General features: G+C 58.8%; 18 protein-coding genes and 1 pseudogene. 18 read left to right on the top strand and 1 reads right to left on the bottom strand.

Annotation, left to right across the window (positions count from 1 at the left end; all coding sequences use genetic code 11):
* Positions 1 to 125: 125 nt before the first annotated feature.
* From FIV39_RS19865 to FIV39_RS19850, 4 genes and pseudogenes are all read left to right on the top strand, one after another.
* A pseudogene (locus FIV39_RS19865) lies at positions 126 to 620 on the top strand (VapE domain-containing protein); the annotation flags it as partial.
* Positions 613 to 978 (top strand): PA0613 family protein, encoded by a 366-nt coding sequence (locus FIV39_RS19860; protein WP_090408022.1) that lies wholly within the window; start codon positions 613 to 615, stop codon positions 976 to 978. The pseudogene FIV39_RS19865 and the gene FIV39_RS19860, both read left to right, overlap by 8 nt.
* Before the next feature lie 552 nt (positions 979 to 1,530).
* Positions 1,531 to 1,830: a hypothetical protein gene (locus tag FIV39_RS19855; protein WP_090408019.1), complete on the top strand. Its 300-nt coding sequence runs from the start codon at positions 1,531 to 1,533 to the stop codon at positions 1,828 to 1,830.
* A 58-nt stretch (positions 1,831 to 1,888) separates the two neighbouring features.
* On the top strand, positions 1,889 to 2,233 hold the full coding sequence (locus tag FIV39_RS19850) for a phage holin family protein (protein ID WP_090408016.1): 345 nt from the start codon (positions 1,889 to 1,891) through the stop codon (positions 2,231 to 2,233).
* 99 nt (positions 2,234 to 2,332) lie between these two features.
* On the opposite strand, the gene FIV39_RS34120 is transcribed toward FIV39_RS19850, so the two are convergent.
* Positions 2,333 to 2,473, bottom strand: a complete 141-nt coding sequence (locus FIV39_RS34120) for an ECs_2282 family putative zinc-binding protein (protein WP_420874925.1) — start codon at positions 2,471 to 2,473, stop codon at positions 2,333 to 2,335.
* Between the two features lie 122 nt (positions 2,474 to 2,595).
* Between FIV39_RS34120 and FIV39_RS19840 the strand changes: the two genes are divergently transcribed.
* The 14 genes from FIV39_RS19840 (at position 2,596) to FIV39_RS19775 (ending at position 13,064) form a co-directional block, all read left to right on the top strand.
* Positions 2,596 to 3,327: a hypothetical protein gene (locus FIV39_RS19840; protein ID WP_143513902.1), complete on the top strand. Its 732-nt coding sequence runs from the start codon at positions 2,596 to 2,598 to the stop codon at positions 3,325 to 3,327.
* A 207-nt stretch (positions 3,328 to 3,534) separates the two neighbouring features.
* A complete protein-coding gene (locus FIV39_RS19835; protein WP_053130817.1) occupies positions 3,535 to 4,029 on the top strand; it encodes a hypothetical protein in 495 nt (164 codons plus the stop codon).
* The gene (locus FIV39_RS19830) at positions 3,968 to 6,064 is read left to right on the top strand and encodes a phage terminase large subunit family protein (protein ID WP_090408002.1); all 2,097 of its coding nucleotides are present in this window, start codon (positions 3,968 to 3,970) and stop codon (positions 6,062 to 6,064) included. The genes FIV39_RS19835 and FIV39_RS19830 overlap by 62 nt, the downstream gene beginning before the upstream one ends.
* 3 nt (positions 6,065 to 6,067) lie before the next feature.
* A complete protein-coding gene (locus tag FIV39_RS19825) occupies positions 6,068 to 6,289 on the top strand; it encodes a DUF6148 family protein (protein ID WP_074844112.1) in 222 nt (73 codons plus the stop codon).
* Positions 6,286 to 7,896 carry a phage portal protein gene (locus FIV39_RS19820; protein ID WP_090407999.1) on the top strand — a complete coding sequence of 537 codons (1,611 nt, stop codon included), beginning with the start codon at positions 6,286 to 6,288 and terminating at the stop codon, positions 7,894 to 7,896. Before FIV39_RS19825 ends, FIV39_RS19820 begins: the two co-directional genes overlap by 4 nt.
* A 2-nt stretch (positions 7,897 to 7,898) precedes the next feature.
* Positions 7,899 to 9,263 carry a S49 family peptidase gene (locus FIV39_RS19815; protein ID WP_090407996.1) on the top strand — a complete coding sequence of 455 codons (1,365 nt, stop codon included), beginning with the start codon at positions 7,899 to 7,901 and terminating at the stop codon, positions 9,261 to 9,263.
* A 42-nt stretch (positions 9,264 to 9,305) separates the two neighbouring features.
* On the top strand, positions 9,306 to 9,722 hold the full coding sequence (locus FIV39_RS19810) for a hypothetical protein (RefSeq protein WP_090407992.1): 417 nt from the start codon (positions 9,306 to 9,308) through the stop codon (positions 9,720 to 9,722).
* Positions 9,723 to 9,785: 63 nt separating this feature from the next.
* Complete coding sequence (locus FIV39_RS19805) at positions 9,786 to 10,733, top strand: Mu-like prophage major head subunit gpT family protein (RefSeq protein ID WP_090407989.1); 948 nt, start codon at positions 9,786 to 9,788, stop codon at positions 10,731 to 10,733.
* A 35-nt stretch (positions 10,734 to 10,768) separates the two neighbouring features.
* Complete coding sequence (locus FIV39_RS19800) at positions 10,769 to 11,017, top strand: hypothetical protein (protein WP_090407986.1); 249 nt, start codon at positions 10,769 to 10,771, stop codon at positions 11,015 to 11,017.
* Positions 11,007 to 11,216: a hypothetical protein gene (locus tag FIV39_RS19795; protein ID WP_090407983.1), complete on the top strand. Its 210-nt coding sequence runs from the start codon at positions 11,007 to 11,009 to the stop codon at positions 11,214 to 11,216. The genes FIV39_RS19800 and FIV39_RS19795 overlap by 11 nt, the downstream gene beginning before the upstream one ends.
* Positions 11,209 to 11,496, top strand: coding sequence for a hypothetical protein (locus FIV39_RS19790; protein ID WP_053130790.1), 288 nt, complete (start codon positions 11,209 to 11,211; stop codon positions 11,494 to 11,496). The genes FIV39_RS19795 and FIV39_RS19790 overlap by 8 nt, the downstream gene beginning before the upstream one ends.
* 5 nt (positions 11,497 to 11,501) lie before the next feature.
* A complete protein-coding gene (locus tag FIV39_RS19785) occupies positions 11,502 to 11,954 on the top strand; it encodes a hypothetical protein (protein WP_090407981.1) in 453 nt (150 codons plus the stop codon).
* Positions 11,955 to 11,964: 10 nt separating this feature from the next.
* Positions 11,965 to 12,720: a hypothetical protein gene (locus FIV39_RS19780; RefSeq protein ID WP_235865553.1), complete on the top strand. Its 756-nt coding sequence runs from the start codon at positions 11,965 to 11,967 to the stop codon at positions 12,718 to 12,720.
* A complete protein-coding gene (locus FIV39_RS19775; RefSeq protein WP_090407978.1) occupies positions 12,717 to 13,064 on the top strand; it encodes a hypothetical protein in 348 nt (115 codons plus the stop codon). Before FIV39_RS19780 ends, FIV39_RS19775 begins: the two co-directional genes overlap by 4 nt.
* Positions 13,065 to 13,211 lie beyond the last annotated feature (147 nt).

The raw sequence follows: 13,211 nt of genomic DNA, 5'->3' as shown, positions 1-13,211 counted from the left end.
AAGAACGAGGTCGGCAGCCTCGCGTTTGAATTCAGGGGAAAAGGTACGGCGTTGTTTGGTCATCTGACACCTCGTTCTGGCGAGCATTCTCGCCTAAATGGGTGTCCGGTTTCATTAGACCACTACAAAGTGAGTACCTCAAGGACGCTACAGGTAACCGGCGTTACTGGCCGGTCGCTTGTACCAAAGTTGACCTAGACCTCATGCGCCAGATTCGCGATCAGCTTTGGGCCGAGGCCATGTTTTGCTACGAAGCCGGTGACATCTGGTGGGTTATTCGGGATGAAGCGCCGCTGTTCGCGGAGGAGCAGGAAGAGCGCTTTGTGGTGGATGAATGGGAGGGGCCGATTCTGACCTGGCTGGAGGAGTCACAGATTGGCGAGACGGCCACGGGCGCCGAGATTTTAAGCCAAGCGCTAAAGCTGGATTTCGGGCACTGGAACAAACCGGATCAAATTCGTGTGGGTGCGATTATGCAACGCTTGGGTTGGCTGCGTGTGCGATTGCCGGCGCTAAGGAAAAGTGGGCGTCGACCATGGGCTTATAAAAAGCCGGAAGGGTGGGGTAGCACGTCGGCCTTAGTGCAAGTTGGGGATGAGGAGCCTTGTTTCGATGATTAAGCGAATTGATGAAATGCTCAAGGTCTGGGCGCAGGAACTGCATCAACTTTCTACGTTTACCGACGGTGGCTCTACCGGCGGCAACATAATCGCAATATTGATGGCGTGTAAGGGCGAGTTGATACGTGGGACGCGGGGCAGTCGGGTGCTGCTGGATGAATCGGCGGATATTGAACTGATCGTTAACAAGCACTTGTCACCGGAGCTGGCGTTAGTAGTGGTGGAACACTACTGCAACCATGAAAGCCTCCTTTCTCAGAAGTACCTTCATTGTGGGTGCAGCCGTGACACCTATTATCAACGCCTGCATGAGGCACACCTGTGCATTGCCAATTTGTTAATGGGAAAGGCGGCATGACTTCGATTTGCGCTGTCTTATTGTCCCATTCTGTCCCATGCATTTTTAGCCCCAATGGACACCTACGTGCCACGTGGTTCGCGGGTTGTCCCATAGTCCCATATACATCACTACTTCCCTCGCATGTGTGCGTAGCGCGTTTGTATGCGCGCGTGCTTCGCGCACGCGTTTTATTCTTTTCCCTCTATATACGAGGAAAGGATAAAAAGAATGGGACTATGGGACGAGCCTTTAATTTAGGCGTTCTCAGCTGTCCCAAAGCGTTCAGCGTTTATGGGACGTATGGGACACAGAGCCAAAAGCGATAGCCGAATGAACGCATTATCCCTGTGTTGTACCCGCTTCATACCTGCGTTATCCCCATATTTATCTGTGGCGTTAAAATCTGCTTGCTGCCATCGGAATCCACCTGTAAAAAGTAGTCATCTTCGATAGGTGCGACCACAAAGAGCGGCACGTTCCACCTAGCAAACCCGGCCATTTGAGCCGGGTTTTTTGTTCCTCCTTCGGCGTACGATCCCGCATAGATAATTTTTCCATTGGAGCTGAGAAATGGAACGGGATCAGAAGCTGTTGGTGAAGATATTAGAGGTTTGCATAAAGAACTCCGATGACTGGAGGCTCGATTTATCGGCCAAGGATGTTCGCGGCAAATTCTCCAGCGCCGAGTGTGTCCATTGGTCCGGTGTTGTCGTGGATGGCCATATTGAGCTGCTTGTAGATTTGGGCTGTATCAATGTTGAAGGGGAAGCACCGGATATACGTATCCAGCGCGTCACCAATGCGGGATATAACTATCTCGACAGAAGTAAAAGGCTGAGTTTGCGCAGCAATGAACTTCCCATCCACTAGACAATAATGTCCATGAGCCCTGCCTAGCGCAGGGCTTTTTCGTTTACGGAGTAGCCCAATGACGAACGAACAGCAAGCGCTGGCTGAGATGCCGATCTGGTTAGTGATCGTCCTGGCCCTGGTGGGCGGTGTGTCGGGCGAGATGTGGCGAGCGGACAAGGAAGGTACGCGTGGCTGGGCATTGATCCGCCGATTGGCCCTTCGGTCCGGCGCCTGCGTGGTGTGCGGGGTTTCGGCGATCATGCTTCTGTACGCGGCGGGTATGTCGATCTGGACGTCTGGTGCGCTGGGATGCCTGACAGCGATGGCAGGTGCAGACGTTGCCATCGGCTTATACGAGCGCTGGACAGCCAAGCGACTTGGGCTACTCGAGGCAGCTGCTAACAGTGAACCCAAGTCGTAGATCGACGCACTGGAGGATTGTATGGGGATTGATTTACACATTGTGGAAAGCCCCCCCGATAAGGGAGATGCGTTTGATCTGCTCGTCGAGGTTTTGAGGTCACTTAGGGATACTCCGGAGTTTCCGTTTGATGTGTTTTACAACCTTGTCCTCAATTCGCTTGAGCATCCCACCGTAAGTATCGACAGCGCCGCACTTGCTGCAGGTCACCTTAGTGGCGTTGCTGGGCCTAGCCGGCATCTCGAACTTGTCATTGCCACACTTGCCGCACTTGATACTTATCTTCATCGTTTCAGGTCCTGAGCAGATTGGGTGTTGGCACGCGTATTCTAGTTCAGGTCCATCGACAGAGGGCGTTTGCCATGATGCGACTTGAGATGCGCGACAACATCGACAAGATCGTCAGGGAGATGCGTGGGCTCAGCAAGTCGAAGGTGCCAATAGCCGCAGCCAAAGCACTGACCTTCACCGCCGAACGCGTCCAGGCAGCAGAGAAGTCCGAGCTGGAGCGAGTGTTTGATCGGCCCACACGGTGGACGCTCAACTCGGTCTTCAAGCGCAGTGCCACGACCAGCCGCCTGTTTGCCCGTGTGTGGATCAAGGACGAAGCCAGCTCCGGTGTGCCCGCGTCCAAGTATTTGCTGGTCCACATTGACGGTGGCAACCGGCCACATAAGCGATTTGAGAAAGCGCTGATCCACTACGGCTTGATGCCAGCTGACATGTACGCCGTCCCTGGTCGGCGCGCCAGGATGGATGGCAACGGCAATATCAGTCGCGGCCAGATCGTGCAGATCTTGTCCGCACTCGGAGCAGCTGAGCGGGTGTCGGGCTTCATGGCCAACCGCACTCAGCGCAGCCGGCGCCGTAACCGCAACGCACCGGACTATTTCGTGGGTCGACCTGGCAACGGCACCGGCCCTTTGGGTATCTGGCAGCGGATCGGCAACGGGGCACGGCCCATCCTGATCTTCGTCAAGCGCCCGACGTATCGGCGACGCTTTGACTTCTACGGGGTAGCCAATCGCGTCGCCGAGGCCGAGTTCGAGCCGCTGTTCCGGCGTGCCCTGGCACGGGAGATGGAGCGAGGCTGACCTCTTGTCGGCTTCGTCCTTTTTCCTCAAAAAATGGCGATTTTTCAATGATTTGTCGTGGTTTTGGCTTGACAGGTCGACCTGCGACCCAAAATCAATGGGTCCTTCCAGGCAGCGGGTCCATCGGGGTAATTCGAACCCCGACTTTTTTGCAGATTCAACCCGACATAGGGGGTTCCGCTTCCCCTTCTGTAACAGGACCAGACCATGCCGACCCAACTTGAAATCGCCGAGCACCTGGATATGAGTGAGCGAGCTGCGCGCGATGTACTCAAGAGGTTGAACCTGGATTGGCAGGCCGTAAGCCTTGCCGATATTCGTACCGCCTATATCCGCGATTTGCGCGAAAAAGCCGCTGGGCGCGGGGGCAGCCAACTTGAACGGCTTAACAAAGCTCGCATTGATGACCTTGAGCAGAAGGCGGCAAACGGGCGGCTGGTGTATCACGAAAAGTTGCGCGTATTGATCCCGGCAGATGACGCTGAGCAGGTCCTATCCGACTGGACCAGTTACGCCAACCTTGAATATCTGGGCTGTATTGAGCGACTCATACAGGACATCGACAACGTGCTGAAAGTCACGGTAGATCGAGCAGGGGTAAACAAAATTGTCGGACCTACACTCGAGCGAATTGCAGGCTATGCGCAAAACCTTGGCGCGCAGCTTGTTGGCAGCAGCGACGAAGTTCAGCCCGCCGCGTGACATCCCGACGGCGCAGTATCTGAGTACCGAATTTCACTTACCTGCTGAGGGTGCAGTGTTGCGCGGCCTCTATGATTTCCAATACACACCTTACTTCCTTGGTGTTGCCGCTGCTCTGGACGATCCCAAGGTCCGTGAAGTGGACCTGATGAAGGCCGCACAGATCGGCTGGACATGGTTCCTGATCGGTTTTCTTTTCAAAGTGATCCAGCACCTGCCGCGCCCGATCTTGATCCTGTTTCCCAGGGAAAAAGATGGCAAAAACTTTCATGACGAAAAGATCTTCTTCGGTGTCAACGTCAACAAAAAAGTGGCGAAGTTGATGCCGGTCAATACCAGCCGCACTGCGGGCAACCGCTGGGACCACAAGAACTTCCCCGGCGGGTTTCTCAAATTGGTGGCATCGAACTCTCCCGGTAACGTCAAATCCACGTCATCGGTTGGCTTGTCGGTGGTGGAAGAACCGGACGACACCAGCGATGACGTTAAGGGGCAGGGGGATGCGGTCGCCCTGCTGGAGGAGCGCGGTAAGCGTTATCCCGGTTCAAAAATGTTGGTTGGTGGGACGCCTGCTATCAAGGGCGCCAGCAAGACCGAGGCTCGATTGGCGCTTACCGACTGCCGGGTACTGCCGATTATCTGCCATGCCTGCGGCCAGGCTCACGTATTGGACTTTGCCCACATTCGGTGGCTCGATATTCCAGAGGAGGCACAGCCCCACGAGATTTACGGGCGTGCGGATCCGGAAACGGCTGGCTACGCCTGCCCGCACTGTGGCGATATTTGGGACGATTACCAGCGAAAAGAAAACATCCGCAACACGGTGTTCAATGCGATTGACGCTGGCGATCCTTACTGCGGTTGGGTGCCGACCAAACCCTTTTTTGGGCGCGCTGGATTCATTGAACTCAACGAACTCTACGCATGTTTGCCCGGGACCCACCTGGCCGAAATTGTTCGCGAGAAACTCAACGCAGAACACCGCGCATCGCTGGGCGACCTATCGGTGTTGATCAAGTTCGTCAATCAGAAACAAGGCCGTGCCTACGAGTACAAATCCGATCTGCCTGAGGCCGATAAACTGGCTGAGCGAGCGGAGGACTACCCGGAAATGTTTGTGCCCATGGGGGGGCTTGTGATCACCGCCGGTGTCGACGTTCAACACGACCGGTTGGCGGTGGTGATGCGGGCCTGGGGCCGAGGTGAGGAATCCTGGCTGATCTACTGGGGCGAGATTTACGGCGAGGTAGTACTGCCCGACCAGGGTGTGTGGCTTGATCTGGAAAAGTTGCTGTTTGCGCCGATCCCACACGCCTGCGGCGCCAAGCTGAGAGTGATGGCAGTTTCGCTTGATACCTCGGACGGCACTATCACCCAAGATGCTGCGTATGCGTTTTGCCGTAAGCATCAGCGCAGGGGAGTGATGGCGATAAAGGGGGCGAGTGAGCGTGGCAATACCCGTGCCGATGAACGAATGGAGATCTTCAGTGCGCCTCGGCAAGGTGTAGATACGGACAAAGAGCAAAAGGCCTCAAAATACGGCCTACGCCCCTATATGGTTGGTACGTCTCGGGCCAAGGACCTGTGGATTGAGGGGCGGCTGCCGTTGACGGGGAACGGTCCCGGTCGGATGCACTTTTACAAAACGGTGCGCCCGGATTATTTTCGGCAGATCACCGCCGAAGTGAAGGCGCCGAGCCGGCTACACCACTACCGCAAGGTCTGGCAGAAAAAGTCTGGCCAACCGAACGAAGGTACCGACTGCGAGACGTATGCATTGCACGCGGCCCGCTCCCTGAAAACGCATTTGATGCGGGAGCAAGACTGGGCCGGGCTCGATGCACAGATCCGTCAGGGGGCGCTGTTTGATCCACCCGAACAGGATCAATCCGAGGCAGGGCCCGCTCCTGAAACGGACGGGACTAGTCCGGAACCGACACCACCCGTCGAACCACCCAATCTCCCGCCCTCTGGCGGGAGAGTTGTTTCTGGGCGCCGTAGTGCAATGCGCGTGCTCTCCCAACGCAGGAATTAATTCATGGCTATCACCCTGGAACAAGCGCAGGGCCAGCTGCAAGCCTGGCTCGATGCGAGCATGAAGGTCAGCCAAAAGCAGAGCTATCGCATCGGCACCCGGCAATTGGAGTACGCCGACCTTGCCGAAATCACCAAGACGATCGACTACTGGCAACAGCAAGTTGATCGCCTGGAGAGCGGTCGCACTCGGGGGATCGTTCTGCGTGGGATTACGCCGCGATGAGCCGCGCGCCGAAAGTGCCAGAGCCGACGCTGCTGGATAAGGCAATTACTTGGCTCAGCCCCGAGCGCGGCGCCAAGCGCATGCACGCCCGGTTGACCATGACTGCCTTGGGCGGCTACAGCGGCGCGTCGAAGGCCAAGCGTTCGCTGAGCGCCTGGACCCCGGCGGCAGGCAGTGCGGCAGCAGATCTGCTGCCCGACTTGCCCACGCTTCGCGAACGCTGCCGAGACCTTGAACGTAACAATCCCATCGGTGGTGGTGCGATCAACACGGTGACGACGAAGACGGTCGGCACCGGCCTGGCGCTTAAGTCGGTGGTCAATCGCTCGATTTTGGGCTGGGACGAAGACCAGGCCAGGGAGTGGCAGCGCAAAACCGAATCGCTGTTCAAGTCCTGGGCGGAAACCACCAGCTGCGACATCACTCGCGAACAGAATTTCTATGGCCTGCAGGACCTGACCTGGCGGTCGGTGCTGAGCAGCGGTGACGTCTTTACGTTGCTCACGCACAAAGAACAACCGGGTCAGCACTACTCGGCGTGCATCCAACTGATTGAGGCCGACCGGGTTTGTAACCCTAGCAACAAGGCTGACACGGAAGCCCTCACGGCCGGCATTGAACGTGACGCGGATGGGGCGCCGATCAAGGCTCATATTTTGCGCAGCCACCCGGGGGCGCTGGGCGTTAAAGAGCGCGTTTGGGATGACCGCCCGTTCTTCAATGAACGTGGCGGTCGCGTGCTGCTGCATGTGTACCGGCGGCGTCGAGTGGGCCAGCCACGCGGCGTGCCGTACCTGGCGCCAGTGATCGAAAAGCTCAAGCAGTTGGACCGTTACACCGATGCCGAGCTGGAAGCGGCGGTGGTGTCTGCGTTCTTCGCCGTGTTCATCAAGCCGGGGCAGGGCGGCAATCTGAGCCCTCTGGCATCGGCCGTTACCGGCAACACCCCGGTGGGTGGCGATAAACCCGCTGGGCGCGACCAGGGCGGTTGGGACGGCTCGCTCAGTGGCGGCATTGTCGCCGAGCTGGACGACGGTGCGTCGATCGATACCGCATCACCTGGTCGCCCGAACATGGCATTCGATCCGTTCGTGCTCGCCATGCTTCGGCAAATCGGCATGGCCCTGGAGCTGCCGTATGAGGTGCTGATCAAGCACTTTACCGCCAGTTACACCGCCGCGCGTGCTGCGGTGATGGAGGCTTGGCAGTTCGTTCGCGGTTGCCGTGACTTCCTGGGTCAACATTTCTGCCAGCCCGTTTACGAGCATTGGCTTGAAGAGGCTGTGGCACAGGGAGACATCGACGCTCCCGGTTTTTTCGACCACCCGTTGCTGCGTTATGCGTACAGCGGGTCACTATGGGTGGGTGATGGTCCTGGCACCGTTGATCCGCTCAAAGACATCAATGCCGCCGAAAAGCGCATCGATATTGGCGTCAGCACCCTCGCCAAGGAATCCATGCTTTACGACGGCAGCGACTGGGAAGAGAACCACGAACAGCGTGCGCTTGAAGTGAAGCGTAGGCGCAATGACGGCCTATCCGTGTCACCAACGGCTCGCCCCGAGGATGAGCCTGCGGCCAATCCTGATCTTCCTGAACGGACCTAACTATGAGCGACAAACCAACCGATGCACCTCCCGTGCGCCGGGTGACGGCGTTCGACCTGGTATCACGCGAGCCCTGGGCCATCACCCCGGACATGCTGCAGACCATCACCGCCATCGCCCGCCGGGAGCATGAAGGTCCGGAGGCTTTGGAGGCCAGGCAGGGCAAACCCCTGCAGAACAGCCGCGCGGTGACCCAGCGCGGAAATGTGGCGTTGCTGCCCGTCACCGGCCCGGTATTTCGTTACGCCAATTTGTTTACGGCGCTGTCCGGTGCGACTTCGCTGGATGTGCTGGCCAAGGAGTTCACCACCGCCGTCGACGATCCGCGCACCGACACCATCATTCTGGTGATGGATACCCCCGGTGGTATTGCCAGCGGCATCGCTGAATTTGGCCAGATGATCCGCGCCTCGCCCAAGCGGGTGGTTGCGTATGTATCCGGCAACGCGGCCAGCGCTGGCTACTGGATAGCTGCAGCAGCCCATGAAATCGTCATGAGCCGCACCGGCGCAGTGGGCTCCATCGGCACGGTGCTGACGGTGCGCAAAAGCGACGACGACGGCAGTTTTGAGATTGTCAGCAGCCAGAGCCCGAAAAAGCGCCCTGACTTCGGTACCGAGTCAGGGCGGGCAGTGGCGCAGGCCCATGTCGACCGGCTGACTGACATCTTTGTCGAGGACGTCGCCAATTACCGAGGCCTCAGTGTTGAAACCGTTTTGGCCGACTTCGGCCAGGGCGATATGCGCATTGGCTCCGATGCCGTGGCATTGGGCATGGCCGACCGTGAATCCACCCTTGAACAACTCATCGCCGAGTTCAACAGCAGTTCTTCTGGAGAAAGACCTATGTCTACTACCACCAACAGTAACGCACCCGCTCCAACTGCAGACAAACCCGTCATTAACCGTGAATACCTGGCCGCGAATCATGCCGAGCTGCTCGCCAGCCTGGAACATGACGCGCACGCCGCTGGTGCCGCCGCCGGTGCCCGCGCCGAATGCGAACGCATCCAGGCGGTGGAAGCCGCCGCGCTGCCCGGACACGAAGAGTTGATCGCCACGCTCAAGTTCGACGGCAAAACCAGCGGTGCCGAAGCGGCGGCGCAGGTTATCGGCGCCGAAAAAACCAAACGTGCCGGTGCTCTGGCCGACATTCGCACCCAGGCGCCTGCGCCAGTGCCCAACGTGCTGACGCCACCGGCAGCCCCTGAGGCGGTGAAGGAGGACCCCGAGGCGCCGCTGGAGGAACGCGCCAAGGCGACCTGGGACGGCGACAAGGAACTGCGCGCCGAGTTTGGCACCTTCGAGGCTTATCACGGCTACCGCAAGGCCACCGAGCGGGGCCTGGTCAAGGTTCTGAAAAAGTAAGTACCGGGTAACCCCTTTCCACCCATGGCTCTGGAGAATCCTATGCCTCTTACACTCGACACCCCCCGCGCCTACGAGATCGGGGACATCAACGATTTGTCGGTCGCGGCCGGCGTGCAAATTTTCGAAGGTTCGGCGGTAGGCATTGTCGCGGCCAACGGCCTTGCGCGACCTCTGGCGGCAGGCGATCTGTTCGTGGGCTTCGCCGATCGCGGCGTCGACAATCGAATCGGTGCCGCTGCTGCAGCGCGTGTGCGTCTTCGCGAAGCCGGCAAAGTTGAACTGCCCGTCACTGCACTGGCGATCACCGACATCGGTAAGCCGGTGTATGCCAGCGACAGCGGCACGTTTCTGCTCACCGCCGCCGGTAACAGCCTGATCGGGCATGTTCACCGGTTTGTGCGCACCGGCGTCGGCATCGTCAAGTTCACCGCCCAGGCCGTCCCCGTAGCGGCCTGACGCTTCGCTCAACCCGTTTTTAATACTTTTCTCTGACCGTATCCTTCTTCAGGAGAATCACCCATGGGTGCTGAAGTACTTTCCAGTCGTGCTATCATCGGCATGTTTTACGAACTGCTCGAACAGAATGTGGCTTCGTCTTGGATGGACGCCGTGTCGAACCTGTTCGACTCCGACCAGGCCAAAGAAACCTATCCATGGATCGGCATGGTGCCGACCTTGCGTGAATGGATTGGTGGTCGCCACGCCAAGGGCTTTATCAGCGCTGATCTCGAAATCGAAAACCTGCATTTTGAGGCCACCCTCGAAGTGCTGGTCACCGAGCTGCGCCGCGATAAAACCGGACAATTGCGCATCCGCCTGGGCGAGCTGGCCGACCGCACCAACGCGCACTGGGCTCGACTGCTGTCGGTGCTGCTGCTCAACGGTGAAAGCCAGACCTGCTATGACGGCCAGTACTTCTTCGATACCGACCACGAAGAAGGTCAGAGCGGCGTGCAGTCCAACAAGATCACCACCGACATCTCCGAACTGCCTGCAACACTTCACGGGACGCCCAGTCGGCCGAGCGTTGAGGAGTTTCAGCAGGCAGTTGCCCGGTCGGTCACCCAGTTGACCAGCTTCAAGGATGACCAGGGCGAACCCATCAACGAACTGGCACGCGAGTTTCTGGTGATGGTGCCGTTCAACCTGCTGAGCGTTGCGCAGACGGCGCTCAGCGTGCCGCGCGGTACCAACATCAGCGAGATCGTCATGCCGGACAACGTGGTTGTCCGCGTGGTGGGTAACGTGCGCCTCAACGCCTGGGTCGACAAGTTCGTGACCTTCCGCACGGACGGTCGATTGAAAGCGTTCATCCGTCAGCAAGAGACCGACGTGGCCATGAAGGCCAAGGCCGAAGGCTCGGAGTTCGAGTTCGACAACGATGCCCATCAATACGGCGTCGACACCTGGCGCAATGTGGGTTTTGGGCGCTGGCAGTACGCCGTTCTTAACCAACTGGTGGCGTAAGCCTTTCGGCCTGACACCTCACTGAGGGCATTGATATGCCGAAATACCGCGTGGAACAGACGATCACCCTTTATGGGGGGGAACTGATCCTGAATGCGGCCCAGGCCGGTGCGCGTGCGCACAACCTGGAGCCGGTCGCAAACAAGAAGGGCCGCTACACCATTGTGTCGCCTGTTCAGTTCAAAGCCGGGGAAGTGATTGTGATCCCCGGCGAACCGGACAAGGCGTTGGGGCAGCGGTTGACGAAACTGGACAAGGTCGCAGGAGAGCGTAATGCCGAATAAATCCTACACGGTGCTATCCGGCTCGTTTCGCGGGTCAGATGACAAACTGACCGGTCCGGGGGGCGTGATCGAGTTGCCTGACGACGTGGCCGAGCGCTTTCGCCACCAGTTGGAAGTGTTGGTGGTCGAGCCAGCACCGGCACCTTCCGCTGCGGGTGAGGGCGGACGCAAGCCCGCCAAGGTGAGCCCTGATGCTTGACGAAGATCTCAGGGGCTTCCTTGAGGACTTCGACGTCGGCGGGATGGTTGATGGTCAGCCGTTTCTGGCCGCGCGGGATATGCCGGACGAGATCCACGGTATGGGTGGCACCAACAGCCAGTCCACCGGCTACGAGATCCTGATCATCACCGCCGAGGCCGAGCGCCTGGGCATCGACAACCCCAAACTGATCACCGTCGCCGGCGTGAATTTTCGCGTCCGTGACCGCCGAATGATCGATGACGGCGCCTTTAGCCTGGCCTCCCTCACCAAGGTTTAACCCTCATGCCCTCGATTCAAGAACGCATCGTCGCAAAGGCGCAGGCGCTGATTCTGGCCGCCGGTACGTTGGCGGCAGACCGGGTGTATCGCAGTCGTACTGAGGCGATCAAACGGGACATGACTCCGGCGATCGTGCTGCGCCCTGACCTTGAAACGTGTGAGCGCGAAAGCGCTGCAGTGGATCGCAACCAGTTCGAGCTGACGGTGGAAATCATCGCCCGGGAGGACACGGTCACAGGTGCTGCCTGGGATCAGGTCGCCGACTTGGTCAAGGTTGCCGTGCATGCGGTCCTGATGGCAGAGGACGCCTTTGAGGAGGCGGATCGGGTGCAGCGCTTCTACATCGACTGGATCGAAGACGAGGGCGACAACACCGCCGGCAACTGCATGGTGCGCTACCGCTTCACCTACCTGTGCAACACCGGCGACCTGACGGCCGGACCTACCTTTTACTGAGGAACACATTATGCAAATCGCATTCGGCAGCGGGTTGTTTTACGCGACTCCGCTGATGGACGCCTATGGCAATGCCATTTCTGCGCCGACCCCCATCCTGCTAGGCATCATGCAAGAAGCCTCGGTGGATCTGTCGTTTGATTCCAAGGAATTGTTCGGCAGCGAGCAGTTTGCGGTCGACGCGGCACGGGGCCAGGGCAAGCTGACGGGCAAGGCCAAGTCCGCCCAGATCAGCCTGCTGCAGTGGAATCAGTTGGTGTTCGGGCAGACCCTGACCACCGGCCAGGTGTTAGTTCATCACTCCACGGAGCCCACAGCGGTGCCTGCAGGGGCCACCATTACCGTGGAGCCTCCGGCGGGCGGGACGCTCTCGGGTGATCTTGGGGTACGGGGCGCCGGTGCGATCCCTTACGTACGGGTACTGAGCGCGCCGATCGCGGGGCAGTACACCTTTGATGCTGCCACGGGGGAATATGCATTTGCCGCTGCAGACGTGGCCAAGTCGGTGTTCATTGATTACCGCTACACCGTTGCGACGGGTAAAAGTCTGTCGGTGAAAAACCTACCCATGGGTGACATGCCGGTATTCCAGGGCGAGCTGGTCCTGAAATACAAGGGCAAGACTGTGTACGTGCGCGTGCCGAACTTTGTCAGCAACAAGCTGGGGATCGCCACCAAACAGGACGATTACACTATCCCGGACTTTGAATTCACCGGCTACGCGGATGAGTTCGGAGAGGTGTGCTATTGGAGTGCCAACGAATGACCGTCGTGAATGTTCCCGGTGTTTCGTTCCCGTTTCCAGGGAAAACGCTCGTCATCCCACCCCTGGCGCTGGGGGATCTGGAGCAGCTGCTGGAGCGGATCAACGCGGTGATGGCCGGCAACATGGACCGGGACAGTATCGCGACGGTGATCGATGCCACGCACGCGGCATTGCGTCGTAACTACCCCGACATCGAGCGCGCAGAGGTGGCAGCGCTGCTGGACCTTCGCAACATGCGTGACGCGTTGGATGCGGTCATGAGCGCTTCGGGCCTGGAGGTCATTGAGCCCGAACCGGGGGAAGCGCTGGCCCCTTCGACTGGGGCCAACTCTACGCTCACCTGATCGCAAGTACAGGCCAAAGCCCGGTTACGCTGCGGCGTGACTGGGACATGGTGATGGTGGGGCATATGACCGATTACTGGCGTGCCCGTCCACCGGTTCATATCTTGGTTGCTGGCTATATGGGTTACAAGCCGGTTAGTGAAACGA

The sequence above is a fragment of the Pseudomonas grimontii genome, assembly GCF_007858185.1.
GTDB lineage: Bacteria > Pseudomonadota > Gammaproteobacteria > Pseudomonadales > Pseudomonadaceae > Aquipseudomonas > Aquipseudomonas grimontii.
The sequence above is the reverse complement of the archived record's forward strand: the minus strand, read 5'-3'. Positions and strand labels throughout refer to the sequence as shown.

Bases quoted from the DNA above. Each gene is read 5' to 3' on its own strand.
- FIV39_RS19830 (WP_090408002.1), top strand. From the start codon at position 3,968: ATGCGCAAAACCTTGGCGCGCAGCTTGTTGGCAGCAGCGACGAAGTTC.
- FIV39_RS19775 (WP_090407978.1), top strand. From the start codon at position 12,717: ATGACCGTCGTGAATGTTCCCGGTGTTTCGTTCCCGTTTCCAGGGAAA.
- FIV39_RS19805 (WP_090407989.1), top strand. From the start codon at position 9,786: ATGGGTGCTGAAGTACTTTCCAGTCGTGCTATCATCGGCATGTTTTAC.
- FIV39_RS19840 (WP_143513902.1), top strand. From the start codon at position 2,596: ATGATGCGACTTGAGATGCGCGACAACATCGACAAGATCGTCAGGGAG.
- FIV39_RS19810 (WP_090407992.1), top strand. From the start codon at position 9,306: ATGCCTCTTACACTCGACACCCCCCGCGCCTACGAGATCGGGGACATC.
- FIV39_RS19790 (WP_053130790.1), top strand. From the start codon at position 11,209: ATGCTTGACGAAGATCTCAGGGGCTTCCTTGAGGACTTCGACGTCGGC.
- FIV39_RS19785 (WP_090407981.1), top strand. From the start codon at position 11,502: ATGCCCTCGATTCAAGAACGCATCGTCGCAAAGGCGCAGGCGCTGATT.
- FIV39_RS34120 (WP_420874925.1), bottom strand. From the start codon at position 2,473: ATGCCGGCTAGGCCCAGCAACGCCACTAAGGTGACCTGCAGCAAGTGC.
- FIV39_RS19850 (WP_090408016.1), top strand. From the start codon at position 1,889: ATGACGAACGAACAGCAAGCGCTGGCTGAGATGCCGATCTGGTTAGTG.
- FIV39_RS19780 (WP_235865553.1), top strand. From the start codon at position 11,965: ATGCAAATCGCATTCGGCAGCGGGTTGTTTTACGCGACTCCGCTGATG.
- FIV39_RS19860 (WP_090408022.1), top strand. From the start codon at position 613: ATGATTAAGCGAATTGATGAAATGCTCAAGGTCTGGGCGCAGGAACTG.
- FIV39_RS19800 (WP_090407986.1), top strand. From the start codon at position 10,769: ATGCCGAAATACCGCGTGGAACAGACGATCACCCTTTATGGGGGGGAA.
- FIV39_RS19820 (WP_090407999.1), top strand. From the start codon at position 6,286: ATGAGCCGCGCGCCGAAAGTGCCAGAGCCGACGCTGCTGGATAAGGCA.
- FIV39_RS19795 (WP_090407983.1), top strand. From the start codon at position 11,007: ATGCCGAATAAATCCTACACGGTGCTATCCGGCTCGTTTCGCGGGTCA.
- FIV39_RS19825 (WP_074844112.1), top strand. From the start codon at position 6,068: ATGGCTATCACCCTGGAACAAGCGCAGGGCCAGCTGCAAGCCTGGCTC.
- FIV39_RS19855 (WP_090408019.1), top strand. From the start codon at position 1,531: ATGGAACGGGATCAGAAGCTGTTGGTGAAGATATTAGAGGTTTGCATA.
- FIV39_RS19835 (WP_053130817.1), top strand. From the start codon at position 3,535: ATGCCGACCCAACTTGAAATCGCCGAGCACCTGGATATGAGTGAGCGA.
- FIV39_RS19815 (WP_090407996.1), top strand. From the start codon at position 7,899: ATGAGCGACAAACCAACCGATGCACCTCCCGTGCGCCGGGTGACGGCG.